Consider the following 14,601-nt stretch of genomic DNA (forward strand, 5'->3'; position numbering starts at 1 on the left):
GGGAACCGCCCGAGCACCGCGTCCACCTCCGGCGTCAGCGCCGCCGCGAGGCGGGTGGCGACCGGCAGCGTGTCGTCCCGCAGGGTCCGCGCGGCGTCCAGCACGACCGAGCGGGCCGCCCGCTCGGGGACGTCGGCGGCGGCCCGCTCGTACAGTGCGGCGCCCTCCTCCAGGACCAGGCCGGTGTCGAGGCCGGCGGGCACCTTGATGCCGGCGACGCGGCGCCAGGTGGTGACCGGGTCGCTCCACGCCTCGACGGAGTACGTCCACAGACCCACGGCGTCCGGTGTGACCTCGGCGCCCCAGCGGTCGGTGCCGGGGGCGAGTTCGCGCATCGGCGTCCAGGGACCGGGCCGGCCCTCGGGATCCCGCAGGACGACGTTGGCGGCGACCGCGTCATGGCCCTCGCGGAACACGGTGGCCGTGACCTGGAACGTCTCTCCGGGGACGGCCTTCGCCGGGCGCCTGCCGCGATCCACCGCCGGATGGACGTCCCGGACCGGAATGCGGCCGATGGCCTCAGTCGTACTCATGGGTCTCACCTCCGTCGTACTCGGAGCCGGGCCCCGCGGCCCGGCTCGGGATCCTGCACCTGCGGAAGTTAACGCCCCGCCCGGCTGTGCCGGCCCGCCGAAGCCTGACGGCGGGGGACGCGGTCCGGGCGCGGACGGCAGGTCTCGTGCCGCAGGCAGGGGGTCGGCGTGGTGCGCAGATAGCGCTCGGCCGCGCCGGCGGCCTCGCGTGCGCAGCGCTTGCCCATCAGCACGCAGAGGGTGTAACCGGAGTCCTCGAAGCCGGATCGCACCGCGCTGTCGGCGGGGGCGGCGAGCATCGCGCGTTCCCAGGCCCGGTACCGCCGCAGTTGCCGGGTGACTTCGGCTCTGGCGGGTAGCAGCATGGCGCCGTTCACCTTCCGGGCGCTCGATGGGCACGTTCCCGACGGTCGGGCCGGCGGCCACGCCCGCGAGGGGGCACGGATCCGTTACGGCGATCGAGGCCTTCACTCATGGTGCACGCGCGGCGACCCAGCGTCTTGTTGGACCTTCAATCACTTCACCCGTTCGCTCGTGTTGCACGAATGGACCAGCGCCCGCAGTGTTGAGGTGACTCAGAAGCGATCGTCACTCACGCTTCGTGTTCGGGGGCCCGGCCCGCTAGGGCGAGGGAGCGAGAGCCTCGCCGGTGAGGAGCCACACGATGAAGACCGCAGTGCCCTGCTACTACCACCTCGATGTGGAAGTCAGCCCGGAACGCGTCGGACAGGTCAGCCGCATCCTGGCGGCCCACCTGACCTACTGGGACCTCGAACCGCTGGTCAAGCCCGTCTGCCGCAGCGCCGAGCTGCTGCTGGAGGCCATCGACGAGCACGCGACGGACAAGCACACGTCGATCGAGATGTGGTGGAACGGCCAGCACCTGATCACCGCCGTCGGCGACAACGACCAGGACCTCCGCCCCGACCAGGACCTGCGGGCGTGCCTGGAGCACATCGCCGCCGTCAGCGACGGCTGGGGCTGCTGCGCCACCGACACCGGCAGCAAGGTCATCTGGTTCTCGCAGCGGGCCCGCGCCGGCCAGCGCGTCCCGCTGGTGCCCAAGGCCCCCGCGCCCAGCCTGCGCGAGGTGCTCCAGGTGCCCCGCACGACCCCGGTCACCACCCTTGCCACCCCGGCGGACCCGCCGGGCGGCGCCCTGGAGGACGCGCGGTGACGACGCAGCCGAAGAAGCCGGACCGGAAGGACGGGGTGCCCGTGTGGAGCGGGCACCCCTATCCCTTGGGCGCCTCGTACGACGGCACGGGCACCAACTTCGCGCTCTTCAGCGAGGTCGCCGAACGCGTCGAACTCGTCCTGGTCGACGACCGGGAGCGCCACCGCACCGTCCCCCTGACCGAGGTCGACGGCTTCGTCTGGCACGCCTATCTGCCCGGTGTGGGGCCCGGCCAGCGCTACGGCTACCGGGTGCACGGCCCCTGGCACCCGGCCGGCGGCCAGCGCTGCAACCCCGCCAAGCTGCTGCTCGACCCGTACGCCACCGCCGTGGACGGGCAGATCGACAACCATCCCTCGCTCTACGAGCGCTCGGCGTCCGGGCCCGACCCGGCCGACAGCGCCGGGCACACCATGCTGGGCGTGGTGACCGACCCGGCGTTCGACTGGGGCGACGACCGCCCGCTCAGGCGGCCGTACGCCGACACGGTGATCTACGAGGCGCACGTCCGCGGGCTCAGCCGCACCCACCCGGACGTGCCGCCCGGCCTGCGCGGCACCTACGCCGGACTCGCCCACCCGGCGGTCGTCGAGCACCTCGCCTCGCTGGGGGTCACCGCGGTGGAGCTGATGCCGGTGCACCAGTTCGTGCAGGACGGCCACCTCCAGGACCGTGGCCTGTCCAACTACTGGGGCTACAACACGATCGGCTTCTTCGCGCCGCACAACGCCTACGCCGCGCACGGCACCCGGGGGCAGCAGGTCGCCGAGTTCAAGTCGATGGTCAGGGCGCTGCACGCGGCCGGGCTCGAAGTCATCCTCGACGTGGTCTACAACCACACCGCCGAGGGCAACGAGAAGGGACCCACGCTCTCCTTCCGGGGCATCGACAACTCCTCGTACTACCGCCTGGTGGACGGCGACTGGCGGCACTACTACGACACCACCGGCACCGGCAACAGCCTGCTCATGCGGCACCCCTACGTACTCCAGCTGATCATGGACTCGCTGCGGTACTGGGTCACCGAGATGCACGTCGACGGCTTCCGCTTCGACCTGGCGGCCACGCTGGCGCGGCAGTTCCACGAGGTGGACCGGCTGTCGGCGTTCTTCGACCTGATCCAGCAGGACCCCGTCATCAGCAGGGTCAAGCTGATCGCCGAGCCGTGGGACGTGGGGGAGGGCGGCTACCAGGTGGGCAACTTCCCGCCGCTGTGGTCGGAGTGGAACGGCAAGTACCGGGACGCGGTACGGGACTTCTGGCGCGGTGAGGAACACACGCTCGGCGAGTTCGCGTCCCGGCTGACCGGCTCGTCCGACCTGTACCAGCACAGCCGGCGCCGGCCCCGGGCCAGCGTCAACTTCGTCACCGCGCACGACGGCTTCACCCTGCGCGACCTGGTCAGCTACAACGACAAGCACAACGAGGCCAACGGCGAGGGCAACGCCGACGGCGAGAGCGTCAACCGGTCCTGGAACTGCGGCGCCGAGGGCGACACCGCCGACCCGGCGGTGCTCGCGCTGCGCGCCCGCCAGCAGCGCAACTTCCTCGCCACCCTGCTGCTGTCCCAGGGCATCCCGATGCTGTGCCACGGCGACGAGCTCGGCCGCACCCAGGGCGGCAACAACAACGCCTACTGCCAGGACAACGAGGTCTCCTGGATCGACTGGCGGCTGACCGGCGACCAGCGCGACCTGCGCGACTTCACCCGGTACGTCATCGCGCTGCGCGCCACCCACCCGGTCCTGCGCCGCCGGCGCTTCTTCCGCGGCGAGACGGTCACGCACGCCGGGCAGCCGCTGCCCGACCTGGTGTGGCTGCAACCGGACGCGACCGAGATGTCCGAGGAGGACTGGGAGCGCTCCGACGCGCACTCCATGGGCGTCTTCCTCAACGGCGACGCCATCGCCGAACCCGACGCCCACGGCCGCCGCGTGACCGACGACTCCTTCCTGCTGCTCCTCAACAGTTACTGGCAACCGGTGGGCTTCCGGCTGCCGGACAGCGCCTACGGCGAACGGTGGACCACCCTCATCGACACCGCCGACCCGCAGGGCCCGCCGGACGAGACGGAGCACAAGGCCGGGACCGGCCTCACGGTCGAGGCGCGCAGCCTGGTGCTGCTGTCACGGCCGTCGCGGAACGCGCCCCCCGGGTAGCACGACGCGGCACGGACGCGCGAACGGCGGTGAGGGATCCTCACCGCCGTCGCGCGCCGGCCTCCCGGCCGGGGCGGGTCCTACGGCTCGCGGCTCGTGGTCACCGTGAACTGCGCCCCGTCGTTGTCGCGCAGCACCGCCTCGCCGGCGTCCTGGCGCAGCACGCTGCCGCCGTGGTGTTCCGCCGCCCGGGCGCAGGCCGCCACGTCGGCGACCGCGAAGTGGATCTGCCAGTGCGGCCGGATGGTGGGGTCGGGGGCCGACCCCAGGGCGCCGGACTCGATCCGGGCCACCACGTCGCCTCCGCTGCGCAGGACCACCTCTTCGGCTTCGTAGGTGACCTCGCAGCAGCCGGGGCCCGCCGAGGCCCACTGGAGCACCTCCCCGTAGAAGATCGCGGCGTCGAAGGCGTCCCGGGTGTGCAGCCGGATGAAGGCCGGCGCGGCGCGGCGCCAGGTCTCCCAGTCGGTGAGCAGCTCCCCCTCCCAGATGCCGAAGGTGGCCCCGTCGCGGTCGGCGAGCAGCGCGGCCCGGCCGGGCGGCAGCGAGATCGGGCCGACCGCCGCCGTGCCGCCGCGCTCCTGCGCCCGGCCCGCCGCCTCGTCCGCGCTGCGCACGGCGAAGTACGGCGTCCAGGCGACCGCCATGTGCCACATGGCGGCGACCGCGGCGATGCCGGCGACCGGCGCGCCGTCCGCCAGGGCGATCCGGAAGTGGTCGCCGAGTTTGGCCTTGCGCCACTCCCAGCCCAGTACGGCGGTGTAGAACGCCTCGGTGGCCCGCAGGTCGCGGCTGGTCAGGCTCACCCAGCAGGGCGTGCCGAAGGCGGTGCGGGTGGAGGCGAGGTCCGTCGGCCCGGTCGTGGGTGTCGTGTCGTGTTGCTGCATGGCAGTCGTCCTGGTCTCGTCGACCGGCAGCCACCGGTTCGACACCAGTGTCCAACCGGAACCGGTCATGGCGCCTGCCGAGTACCCCGGTGGCACGCGTCAGTCGCGGTGGCAGGATGCAAGGGTGGCACGGGTACCGCATGATCCGGCGGGCGACACGGACCGGCTGCGGGCGCTGGAGGACGAGACCGCCCGGCTCAAGGAGGCTGTCAGCGCGCATGCCGTGGTCGACCGGGCCATCGGCATGGTGGTGGCGCTGGGGGGGTGACACCCGCCCAGGGGTGGGCGGTGCTGGAAGAGGTCTCCCAGCACACCGACCTCACGGTGCGCGCGGTCGCGGAGCCGATCCTGCTCCGGGGCCGCGACCGGCGGCTGCCCCCGGAGATCCGTGCCGAACCGGAGGGCGCCCCGGACCGGTACGGTCCGAGGCGGATCCCCGGGACAGCTCAGGACTGAGGAGCACCGCCGTCCTCCGGCGGGCCGGCGACCAGTTCCTCCCGCAGCCGGGCGAAGCAGGCGCTCAGCAGCCGGGAGACGTGCATCTGCGAGATGCCCAGCTGCTGCGCGATGCAGCTCTGCGTCATGCCCCGGAAGAAGCGCAGGTAGAGGATGGTCCGCTCGCGCTCGGGCAGGGCCTGCAGACAGGGGGCGACGGCCACCCGGTCGACCACCACGTCGTAGCGCGGGTCGAGCCCGCCGATCGCGTCCGCCAGGGCGTACCCGTCGGTCCCGGGCATCTCGGCCTCCAGGGACAGCGCGGTGAAGCACTCCAGAGCCTCCATCCCGGTGCGCACCTCGCTCTCGGTCAGCTCCGCGTACGCGGCGATCTCGGCGACGGTGGGCGGCCGCCCGGGGGTCGTCTGCGCGAGCTCCTTCGCCGCGCGCCGCACCCGGTTGCGCAGGTCCTGGACCCGCCGCGGGACGTGCAGCGTCCACATGTGGTCGCGGAAGTGCCGCTTGATCTCGCCGGTGACCGTCGGCACGGCGTACGCCTCGAAGGCGCGGCCGCGTGCGGGGTCGTAGTGGTCCACGGCCTTGACCAGGCCGAGGGCGGCCACCTGGTAGAGGTCCTCCAGGGCTTCGCCGCGGCCCCGGAACCGTACGGCGATGCGCTCGGCCATGGGCAGCCAGACCCGTACCAGCTCGTCGCGCAGGGCTTTGCGCTCGGGGCCGTCGGGCAGCCGCCGCAGGCGTGCGAAGTCCGCGGCCGTGTCGGGGGCGTCGTCGTGGGGGTGCTGCTTCGTTCTGCTGGCGGTACGCATGATGCGCGCCTCCCTCAGCAGGCGCCGGGTGGACAGACCCCGCGGGCCGGGTGGCGCGCCTGGACGGCTCGGGAGGAGTCGTGCGGGGACGGCGGGCCGGTACCCACGGACGTGCCTCCTGTCCGAAGCACTGAAAAAGGATTTCCCTGTGTAAAAGCATACAAAACACTTCTCGGGTCGGCCGCAGCTCTCCCCGGGGGTCGGGACCTTCCGTCGTCGCCTCCGGCGCGGCCGGCCCCGGACGTGATGTGCGGCACGCCCGTGTCCGGGCCGGCGGGGATTCTCCCTGCGCACGGCTTGATCACCGATCAAGTCCCGGAAATCCCTGGCCACAGCCCATTCCGCCCATTTGACAGTGCGCTGAGCCCACGGATAGGAAGCAGCTTCGAGAGGGCGAGAGGTGGAGCGTGTACGAGCCGAACGTGGTCGGGGACTGGCAGGAGTACGACGAGCATGCCGGTCTGCGGGTCCGCGTCCACCGTCTTGAGCGGGCCGAGCCGCCGCGCGGACGCGACGACGCCGCCGAGGGGCTGGCGTACTTCCGGCTCCGGGTGACCGTCGAGAACCGCGGCGACCGCCGCTTCGGCATCCACCTGGAGGACGGCCAGATCGACGTGCGCATCGGCCCCGACGGGGAGGGCGCGTTCCTGGACTGGCGCAACTCGCAGTTCATCGAGGGCTACGACGTCTATCCGCTGCGCCGGGCCACCGCCGTGCTGTACGCGGCGGGGCCGGAGGCGGCCCTGGCGCAGGTGGACGTCCAGATCCAGCTGCGGGTGGACGACGACTGGGCCGAGCGCCGGCTGTGGGCGGGCGGCATCGGACTGCACGAGGGCACGCCCTGCGCGCCCGCCGGACCGGGCCGGGAGAGCCTGGCCCACCAGGTGAGCAACTTCCTGCGCGACCAGGCGGAGGAGGGCACCGCCTGACGCCGGTCAGTGCGGGATGCCGTCGATGATCTCCCGGGCGCCCTGCCGCAGCAGCGCCACGGCGACCGAGGTGCCCAGGGTGGCCGCGTCGAGCCGCCCCGCCCACTCGTGGGCGTTCAGGCGGGTCTTGCCGTCGGGGGTGAACACGCAGGCCCGCAGGGAGAGCTCGCCGTGATCGACGCGCGCGAACCCGGCGATCGGGCTGTTGCAGTGCCCCTGGAGTACGTGCAGGAACATCCGCTCCGCGGTCGCCTCCCGGTGCGTGTCCGGGTCGCCCAGGGCGCTGACGGCGTCGATGAGGTCGGTGTCGCCCTCGCGGCACTGCAGGGCGAGGATGCCCGCGCCGATCGGCGGCATCATCACCTCGGGGGAGAGGACCTCGCTGATCACGTCCTCGCGGCCGATCCGCTCCAGCCCGGAGACGGCGAGCAGCAGCGCGTCCGCCTCGCCGGCGGCGAGCTTGGCCAGCCGCCGGTTGGCGTTGCCGCGGAACGGTACGCACTCCAGGTGCGGACGGGTGGCGGCCAGCTGGGCGGCCCGGCGCACCGAGGAGGTGCCGATCCGGGTGCCGGCCGGGAGCTCGTCCAGGGTCAGGCCGTCCGGGTGCACCAGCGCGTCGCGGATGTCGTCCCGCTCCAGGAACGCCGCGAACACCGTGCCCGCCGGGAGCGGCCGGTCGGCGGGCACGTCCTTGACGCAGTGCACCGCGAGGTCGGCCGCGCCGGCCAGCAGGGCCGCGTCCACCTCCTTGGTGAACGCGCCCTTGCCCTCGACCTGGGAGAGGTCGCCCAGCCACTTGTCGCCGGTGGTCCTCACCGGCACGACCTCGGTTCTCACCCCGGGGTAGCGGGCGGCCAACTCCCCCCGCACCCGCGCCACTTGGGCGAGTGCCATGGGGGAGTCACGGGAGACGACGCGGATCAGTTCGGGGACCGGCATGCGGACACGATAGACCGTCGCCGGCCCCCGAGGGGCGACCCGGACGCCGGTCAGGCGTTGGGGTCGAAGGGGATGCCCGACGGCTTCGCCGAGGCCAGGTGCGAGGCGAAGCTGCTGTCCTTCAGGCCGAAGTTGGCGCTGCCGAAGTTGTACGACGTCAGCCTGTCCCGTATGCCCGCCGGGTAGCCGTTCCAGCCGACCAGCGGCGGGTACTGCCAGGTCCCCTTGTGGTTCTCCGGCGGCTCGTCGTTGGCGGTGGCGGCCCGGAAGCAGTGGGTGCTGATGCCGTCCTTGTGGTAGACGACCTTCGCGTGCGTGCCGTCGAAGCGGATCGCCGAGGCGTTGTGCACGGTGAACGAACCGTGGTTGGACGTCGAGACGTACCTGACCTGGTTGTCCTGCACCCACACCACGACGTGCTCCCAGTCGTGGCGGTGCCCGCCGATGCTGCTGCCCGGCACGGCCTGGTCCTTCTCGAAGTACAGGCCGTACAGGAAGCCGCACCAGCCGTTGTTGCACTTGTAGCGCGAGTAGCTGTTGGTGTTGTCCAGGTCCGAGGCGTCCCGGCAGCTGCCGTTGAGCGCCCCGGTCGGGTTCAGGCCGCCGTTGACGGTGCCGTCGGCGCCGATGGCGGCCGACGAGTAGCAGCCGTCCGTGTCGTAGTCGAAGGCCGGCTGGTAGGTCCGCTCCAGGCTGTCGGCGTTCGCGGGCAGCGCGGGCGGCGGGGCGGCGAAGGCGGTGGCGGGGAAGGCGACGACGAGTGCGACGGCACCACCGAGACCGGTGAGCCATCTCCTGCGGCGTGTGGCGGACTTCTGCGACGACACTGCGTCCTCCTCGTGGTCCGGCGCGGCCGGACGGCTGTGGGGGGAAAGGGCGGTTCAGCTTCGCGGAGGATCATCGTCCGCGCCAAGAGGTCACAGGCGTCCCACTGGTGAAGTGCAGTTCAAATCTTGTGTATTGACGATTCGTCAGGCCGGCTGGTCGGGCAGGTCGGCCGCGGACTCGTCGGGCGTCAGGTCCGGCCGCAGCCGCAGCCAGGACGGCTGGCGCAGCAGCCCGGCCCGAGTACGGGTGCTGTAGCGGACCTCGCCGACCAGCCGGGGCAGCACCCAGCGCGCGCCCGGTGCCGGCGGCGCCGGGTCGAAGGGGCAGACGTCACTGGCGTACTCCCGCAGCAGGGCGGCGAGTTCGGTCCGTTCGGCCTCGCTCCAGCCGGTGCCCACGCTGCCGACGTAGCGCAGCCGCCCGGCGGCGTCGCGCTGGCCGACCAGCACCGCCCCGGGCAGCCCGGTCAGCCGGCCCTTGCCGGGCTGCCAGCCGCCCACGACGACGTCCTCGCCGCGCATGTTGCGGATCTTGATCCAGGCCCGGGAGCGCACGCCCGGCTCGTACACCGAGTCCAGCCGCTTGCAGACCAGGCCCTCCAGACCGTGCTCGCGGGTGGCTTGCAGGGCCTGCGCGCCGTGCCCCACCAGCGCACCCGGCGTGGACCAGAACGGTCCGGCCAGGCCCAGTTCCTCCAGCCGGGCGCGCCGGCGTGCGTAGGAGCGCCCGGTCAGGGAGCGTCCGGCCAGGTGCATCACGTCGAACAGCACCAGGTGCACCGGCACCTCCGCGGCCCGGCGCGCCGCCCGCGCCGGCGCGTGCGCCAGCCCCATGCGGGACTGGAGCAACTGGAAGTCGGCGCGCCCCTGTTCGTCCAGGGCCAGCACCTCCCCGTCCAGCACCGCGGGGGTGCCGCCGAGGGCGTCGCCGAGGGGCAGCAGTTCGGGGTAGGCGGCGGTGATCTCCTCACCGGACCTGGCGCGCAGCACCAGGCTTCCGTCGCCGGGGAGGTACACGACCGCGCGCTGGCCGTCCTGCTTGGTCTCGTACGCCCACCGCGCGTCCTGGGCGGCGGGCGGCAGCGTGCCGGGCGTGGCGAGCATGGGGGCGATCAGCGGCAGGGTCACGGCTTGAGGTGTCGACGGGGCGGGGCGGCGCCACGCGCCCCGCCCGAAGGTTTCCCCTGAACGGAGGGCGGGGTCAGCGTGTCCCGGACGGCGGCGGCACGGCCCGTACCAGTCCCGACTGATAGGCCACCACCACGAGTTGGGCGCGGTCCCGGACACCCAGTTTGGCCATCGTCCGGCGCAGGTGGGCGCGCACGTCCGGCGGGCTGACGAGCAGCCTCTCCGCGATCTCCGCGTCCGAGCGGCCTTCGGCCACCCGGCCCAGCACTTCGCGCTCCGCGGCGGTCAGCCCGGCGAGGTCCTCCGGAGCGGCGAGCCGGGCGCCTTCGGCGGGGGCGGCCAGGAAGCGCGTGACCAGGGCGCGGGTGGTGAGCGGGGAGAGCAGCGACCGGCCGGCCGCCACGGTCCGGATGCCGTCGAGCAGCGCGTCGGCGGTGGCCTCCTCGCAGAGGAACCCGCTCGCCCCGGCCCGCAGCGCCTCGGCGACGTCCTCGTCGATCTCGGAGGTGGTCAGCAGCAGCACGCGGGTCGCGGACAGGTCCGGGTCGGCGCAGACGGCGGTCGTGGCGGCCAGGCCGTCGCCGGCGGGCAGGCGGCTGCCCAGCAGGACGAGGTCGGGCCGGTGGGCGCGGGCGAGCTCGATCGTCCCGGTGCCGTCGGTGGCCTCGCCCACCACCTCCATGTCGTCGCAGGAGTCGATCAGGATCCGGAAGGCGGCCCGCAGCAGGGCCTGGTCGTCGGCGAGCAGCACGCGGATGGTCATACGTCCCATGGTGGGCGATGGATACCGGGAAAGGCGGGTGCGGCGCGGCCGGCCATATCTTTACTTGAGTCAGGCAAGCGCGCAGGGGTTACTGGGCCGGGGCACGGAAGAGAGAGGGTGGTCGCATGCCTCCGTCACCCCCGGCCGGGAGACCGGCCCTCGCCCGCTGGACCGGACAGGGCGCCGAGGCCGCCGCCGTCGCCCGCGGGCTTGCCCGGCCTGGTTGCTGCGCGGCGAGCGCGGGGCGGAACGGGTCGGAAGGGCGGCGGGCCCCGGGCCGGGAACGGATGCGGGCGGCCGGGCAGTTTAGTTGAGTTAGGCAACGAGATGGTAAAGTGGGTGGCATGCCCACACCGCCGCTCCCCCCGGGCCCCGTGTCCCCCGAGATCGTCGAGATCGAGCGGGCCCTGACCCGGATCACCTACCTCAGCACCCGCGCCCGGCAGCACGACCGTCTGATGTCCCTGGCGGACGTGCCGCTGGACCGCGCCGCCGTGGCGCTGCTGCGGCAGGTCGCGGACTCGGAGCCGCTGCGCCCCGGGGAGCTGGCCAACCGGCTGGGGGTGGAGGCCTCGCACGTCACCCGTACGGTGCAGCAGTTGCAGCGGGCCGGGTACGTCACCCGCGTCCCCGACCCCGACGACCGGCGCGCCCAGCGCATCGAGCTCACCGGGACCGGGCGCCAGGCCATCGGGCGGATCCGGGAGGCCGGGGCGCGCGGCATGCAGCTGGCCCTGGCCGCGTGGTCGCCGGAGGAACTGGGGCGGCTGGCGGAGCTGTTCCACCGGATGGTCGACGACTTCCTCGCGGTGGCGGCCGAGGACGACCTGGAGCAGCACGCCGCCGCCCAGGCGACCCCCTCCTCCTGAGCCCGGGGCGCCGGCCGGGGTGCCGCCCCCGCGCTGCCGCCGAGCAGACACCGCCGGGGCGCCGCCCCCGCACTACCGCCGAGTAGGATCACGCGGCAGGCGACCCGAGGAGGAACCGTGCCCCCGTCCCAGCCGCGCGTCGGCGACACGATCGAGGACTTCGCACTGCCGGACGAGACGGGCACGCCCCGCCGGCTGACCGACCTGCTCGCCGACGGGCCGGTCGTGCTCTTCTTCTACCCGGCCGCCCTCACCCCCGGCTGCACCGCTGAGGCCTGCCACTTCCGCGACCTGGCTGCGGAGTTCGCCGCGGTCGGCGCACGGCCCGTCGGCATCAGCGGTGACCCGGTCGGGCGGCAGGCCGAGTTCGCCGGGCGGCACACCCTCGGCATGCCCCTGCTGTCCGACGCGGACGGCACGGTCCGCGCCCGGCTCGGTGTGCAGCGCGGCTTCCAGCTGGCCCCCACCAGGCGGGTCACCTTCGTCATCGCCCAGGACCGCACCGTCCTGGAGGTCGTCCGCAGCGAACTGCGCATGAACACCCACGCCGACCGGGCCCTGGCCGCGTTGCGCGCCCGACGCGCTGCCGGGAGCGGCTGACTGACGCGGCAGCGTCCGGCGCGGCACCGGCCGCGTGCGGCCGTACGGCAGGGCCCGCCGCACCCCTGTCAGAACTCCTCGTGCACCTCGGGGTCCCCGCCGGTGCGCTGGGGAACGCGGCCGGCGACGGACTGCATCTGCTCGGGGGTCAGCGTGAAACCGAAGACGTCGAGGTTTTGCCGCTGCCGCTCGGCGTCCGCCGACTTGGGAATGGGCAGCGCGCCCCGCTGGATGTGCCAGCGCAGCACGACCTGGGCGGGCGTCACGCCGAGGGCCTCCGCGACGGTCACCACGACCGGGTCCCGGAGCAGGTCGGTGCCCCGGCCCAGCGGGGACCAGCTCTCGGTGACGATGCCCTTCTCGGCGTGGAACGCGCGCAGTTCCTCCTGCGGGAGGTACGGGTGCAGCTCGATCTGGTTCACGGCGGGCAGCACCCCGGTCTCCTTCTCCAGCCGCTCGATGTGCTCGACCGTGAAGTTGGAGACCCCGATGGACCGGACGAGACCCCGCTCGCGCAGCTCGATCATGGCCCGCCAGGACTCGACGTACTTGTCCACACGGGGCAGCGGCCAGTGGATCAGGTACAGGTCGACCCGCTCCAGCCCCAGCCGGCGCCGGGACTCCTCGAAAGAGGCGAGCGTCTCGGCGTGGCCGTGGTGCCGGCCCGGGAGCTTGGTGGTCACCACGACGTCCTCGCGCGGGACACGGCTGCGGGCGAGGGCGCGGCCCATGCCCGTCTCGTTGCGGTAGTTCACCGCCGTGTCGATCAGGCGGTAGCCCAGGTCCAGGGCGGTCAGCACCGCCCGCTCGGCGCGGGCGTCGTCCAGCGGCCAGGTGCCCAGGCCGAGGGCGGGGAGCGTCGTGCCGTCGTTGAGCGTGTGCGCCGGAATGCCGTCCACGGTCCCTCTTCCGCTCGACTGTGCCGTACCGACAGTATGGGCGGCCCCGGCCGGGCCCGCCGCCGCGGACCGGCCGGGGAGTGACGGACCGGACCCGCGTGCGCGGCGCGCCGGCCGCGGCCCGCGCCGGGGCGCCGGTGCGCGGGCGAGGCACTGTCGCCACGGCGGCGGATCGCTGACACGATCTTCCATGGCGCCTCGGGGACCCCGCCTCGGCGGGGGTCCAGGGGGCCGATCGCGGAGCCGGGCACGGAGTCGGCCAGGACGACCATCGGAGGGCGCATGACGACGGACGGGGCCAGGGTGGGGGAGCGGGTCGAGGGCCTCGAGGTGCGGCCCGTCGCCGGGTACGCCGGCGCCGAGATCACCGGCGTCGACCTGGCCGGCCACCTGGGCGACGCCCAGGTGGCCGCGATCCGGGCGGCCCTGCTGCGCTGGAAGGTGGTGTTCTTCCGGGACCAGCGGCTGGACCACGCCGCGCACGTGGCGTTCGCGCGGCGGTTCGGCGAACCGGTGGTGCCCGGCCGGCGGGGGAGCGCCTCGCCGGCCGGCTTCCCGGAGATCGAGACGACCGCCGACCGGCTGGAACTGGGCGGGCGGTTCGGCATGGAACACGAGGAGTGGCTGCGCCGGCGCCGGCACACCCCGCTGCGCGGCTGGCACTGCGACCACGGCGCGCGCGTCGACCCGCCGGCCGCCACCGTCCTGCGCGCGGAGACCGTACCCCCGTACGGCGGCGACACGACCTGGTCGAACCTGGCGGCGGCCTACGCCGGACTGTCGGCGCCCGTACGGCGGTTCGTGGACGGCCTGCGCGCCGAGCACCGGCTCGGCGTGGGCTACCAGCCCCGGCCCGGCGACGACGCCTACCTCCGCCACCTGCTGGACCATCAGGTCGCCTCGGTCCACCCGCTGGTGCGGGTCCACCCGGAGACGGGCGAGCGGGTGCTGTTCGTCAACGGCTACTACGTCGAGCAGATCACCGGCGTCTCCCGCGCCGAGAGCCGGCTGCTGCTGGAGATGCTGCTGGAGCAGGCCGTACGCCCGGAGTACACGGTCCGCTTCCGCTGGGAGCCGGGCAGCGTGGCCTTCTGGGACAACCGCGCCACCATCCATCTGGCCCCGGGGGACAGCGCCCACCTCGGCCATCCCCGGATCATGCACCGGGTGATGCTGGCGGGTGACGTCCCGGTCGGCGTCGACGGCAGCTCCTCCGAACCGCTCACCGGCACCGAGCCGGGACGCTGGTGAGGCACCGTCCCGAGGGCTCGTCTCCCGACTCCGCGAGTTCGTCGTACCGGGCGGCCGGCCCCGCCACCACTTGAGCAGGCCGAAGGAGCAGTGCGCGGCTGCGCTCGCGGGCCGCGCCGTCGGGGGTGCGGGGCCGTCCGCCGGTGCTGCCCTTCCTCGTGCGGTGGGCCTCTTGGTCCCTCGCGGCGGAAGAGGGCGGTGACGGGGGCGAGAACCATGCACCACCGCACGCCGGGCCGGCCCGGCGTCGAGGTCCAGCCCCCACTGCCTGGGCGCCGCGATGTACGGCGCCATGGGAAACCCCGGCCACGACGTTTCCCTGCGCATCATCCACAAGGCGCTGGACGCGGGCATCGACTTCGCCGACACCGACGACGC

At 73.6% G+C, this 14,601-nt stretch carries 17 protein-coding genes; 8 read left to right on the forward strand and 9 right to left on the reverse strand.

What is annotated here, in order from left to right; translation table 11 throughout:
- Both ACFF45_RS18475 and ACFF45_RS18480 read right to left on the reverse strand, forming a co-directional pair.
- On the reverse strand, nt 1–533 hold a 533-nt coding region (locus tag ACFF45_RS18475; protein ID WP_381347291.1), incomplete at its 3' end, for a maltotransferase domain-containing protein.
- Between the two features lie 68 nt (nt 534–601).
- Complete coding sequence (locus ACFF45_RS18480; protein WP_381347293.1) at nt 602–898, reverse strand: DUF5133 domain-containing protein; 297 nt, start codon at nt 896–898, stop codon at nt 602–604.
- Between the two features lie 299 nt (nt 899–1,197).
- Between ACFF45_RS18480 and ACFF45_RS18485 the strand changes: the two genes are divergently transcribed.
- Together ACFF45_RS18485 and glgX are read left to right on the forward strand one after the other, a co-directional pair.
- On the forward strand, nt 1,198–1,710 hold the full coding sequence (locus ACFF45_RS18485; RefSeq protein WP_381347295.1) for a pep a2: 513 nt from the start codon (nt 1,198–1,200) through the stop codon (nt 1,708–1,710).
- Between the two features lie 41 nt (nt 1,711–1,751).
- Nucleotides 1,752–3,869, forward strand: coding sequence for a glycogen debranching protein GlgX (gene glgX / locus ACFF45_RS18490; protein WP_381347424.1), 2,118 nt, complete (start codon nt 1,752–1,754; stop codon nt 3,867–3,869).
- An 80-nt stretch (nt 3,870–3,949) separates the two neighbouring features.
- Here the strand turns inward: glgX and ACFF45_RS18495 are convergent, their stop codons facing one another.
- Nucleotides 3,950–4,756 (reverse strand): VOC family protein, encoded by an 807-nt coding sequence (locus ACFF45_RS18495; protein WP_381347426.1) that lies wholly within the window; start codon nt 4,754–4,756, stop codon nt 3,950–3,952.
- A gap of 124 nt (nt 4,757–4,880) precedes the next feature.
- Between ACFF45_RS18495 and ACFF45_RS18500 the strand changes: the two genes are divergently transcribed.
- Together ACFF45_RS18500 and ACFF45_RS18505 are read left to right on the forward strand one after the other, a co-directional pair.
- Complete coding sequence (locus ACFF45_RS18500; protein WP_381347297.1) at nt 4,881–5,024, forward strand: hypothetical protein; 144 nt, start codon at nt 4,881–4,883, stop codon at nt 5,022–5,024.
- A complete protein-coding gene (locus ACFF45_RS18505) occupies nt 5,021–5,212 on the forward strand; it encodes a hypothetical protein (RefSeq protein WP_381347299.1) in 192 nt (63 codons plus the stop codon). The genes ACFF45_RS18500 and ACFF45_RS18505 overlap by 4 nt, the downstream gene beginning before the upstream one ends.
- Here the strand turns inward: ACFF45_RS18505 and ACFF45_RS18510 are convergent.
- Nucleotides 5,203–6,018 (reverse strand): SigB/SigF/SigG family RNA polymerase sigma factor, encoded by an 816-nt coding sequence (locus tag ACFF45_RS18510; RefSeq protein ID WP_381347300.1) that lies wholly within the window; start codon nt 6,016–6,018, stop codon nt 5,203–5,205. The two genes, ACFF45_RS18505 and ACFF45_RS18510, sit on opposite strands and share 10 nt — an antisense overlap.
- Nucleotides 6,019–6,425: 407 nt before the next feature.
- Here ACFF45_RS18510 and ACFF45_RS18515 point away from each other — a divergent pair, with 407 nt between their 5' ends.
- Nucleotides 6,426–6,947 carry a hypothetical protein gene (locus ACFF45_RS18515; RefSeq protein ID WP_381347302.1) on the forward strand — a complete coding sequence of 174 codons (522 nt, stop codon included), beginning with the start codon at nt 6,426–6,428 and terminating at the stop codon, nt 6,945–6,947.
- A 6-nt stretch (nt 6,948–6,953) separates the two neighbouring features.
- Here ACFF45_RS18515 and hemC read toward each other — a convergent pair whose 3' ends face one another.
- The 4 genes from hemC to ACFF45_RS18535 form a co-directional block, all read right to left on the reverse strand.
- Entirely contained in the window at nt 6,954–7,886 is a 933-nt protein-coding gene (gene hemC / locus ACFF45_RS18520) for a hydroxymethylbilane synthase (protein ID WP_381347304.1), read from the reverse strand.
- Between the two features lie 50 nt (nt 7,887–7,936).
- The gene (locus ACFF45_RS18525; RefSeq protein ID WP_381347306.1) at nt 7,937–8,713 is read right to left on the reverse strand and encodes an NPP1 family protein; all 777 of its coding nucleotides are present in this window, start codon (nt 8,711–8,713) and stop codon (nt 7,937–7,939) included.
- Nucleotides 8,714–8,857: 144 nt separating this feature from the next.
- Nucleotides 8,858–9,841 carry an ATP-dependent DNA ligase gene (locus ACFF45_RS18530; protein ID WP_381347308.1) on the reverse strand — a complete coding sequence of 328 codons (984 nt, stop codon included), beginning with the start codon at nt 9,839–9,841 and terminating at the stop codon, nt 8,858–8,860.
- 73 nt (nt 9,842–9,914) lie between these two features.
- Nucleotides 9,915–10,604 (reverse strand): response regulator, encoded by a 690-nt coding sequence (locus ACFF45_RS18535; protein WP_381347310.1) that lies wholly within the window; start codon nt 10,602–10,604, stop codon nt 9,915–9,917.
- 344 nt (nt 10,605–10,948) lie between these two features.
- Between ACFF45_RS18535 and ACFF45_RS18540 the strand changes: the two genes are divergently transcribed.
- Complete coding sequence (locus ACFF45_RS18540) at nt 10,949–11,473, forward strand: MarR family winged helix-turn-helix transcriptional regulator (RefSeq protein WP_381347312.1); 525 nt, start codon at nt 10,949–10,951, stop codon at nt 11,471–11,473.
- A gap of 117 nt (nt 11,474–11,590) precedes the next feature.
- Nucleotides 11,591–12,073, forward strand: a complete 483-nt coding sequence (locus ACFF45_RS18545) for a peroxiredoxin (RefSeq protein WP_381347314.1) — start codon at nt 11,591–11,593, stop codon at nt 12,071–12,073.
- 68 nt (nt 12,074–12,141) lie between these two features.
- On the opposite strand, the gene ACFF45_RS18550 is transcribed toward ACFF45_RS18545, so the two are convergent.
- On the reverse strand, nt 12,142–12,972 hold the full coding sequence (locus ACFF45_RS18550; protein ID WP_381347316.1) for an aldo/keto reductase: 831 nt from the start codon (nt 12,970–12,972) through the stop codon (nt 12,142–12,144).
- A gap of 282 nt (nt 12,973–13,254) precedes the next feature.
- Between ACFF45_RS18550 and ACFF45_RS18555 the strand changes: the two genes are divergently transcribed.
- Entirely contained in the window at nt 13,255–14,223 is a 969-nt protein-coding gene (locus tag ACFF45_RS18555; RefSeq protein WP_381347318.1) for a TauD/TfdA dioxygenase family protein, read from the forward strand.
- Nucleotides 14,224–14,601: the final 378 nt, after the last annotated feature.

Origin of the sequence: Streptomyces cinereospinus (assembly GCF_042430725.1) — a bacterium.
Lineage (GTDB): Bacteria > Actinomycetota > Actinomycetes > Streptomycetales > Streptomycetaceae > Streptomyces > Streptomyces cinereospinus.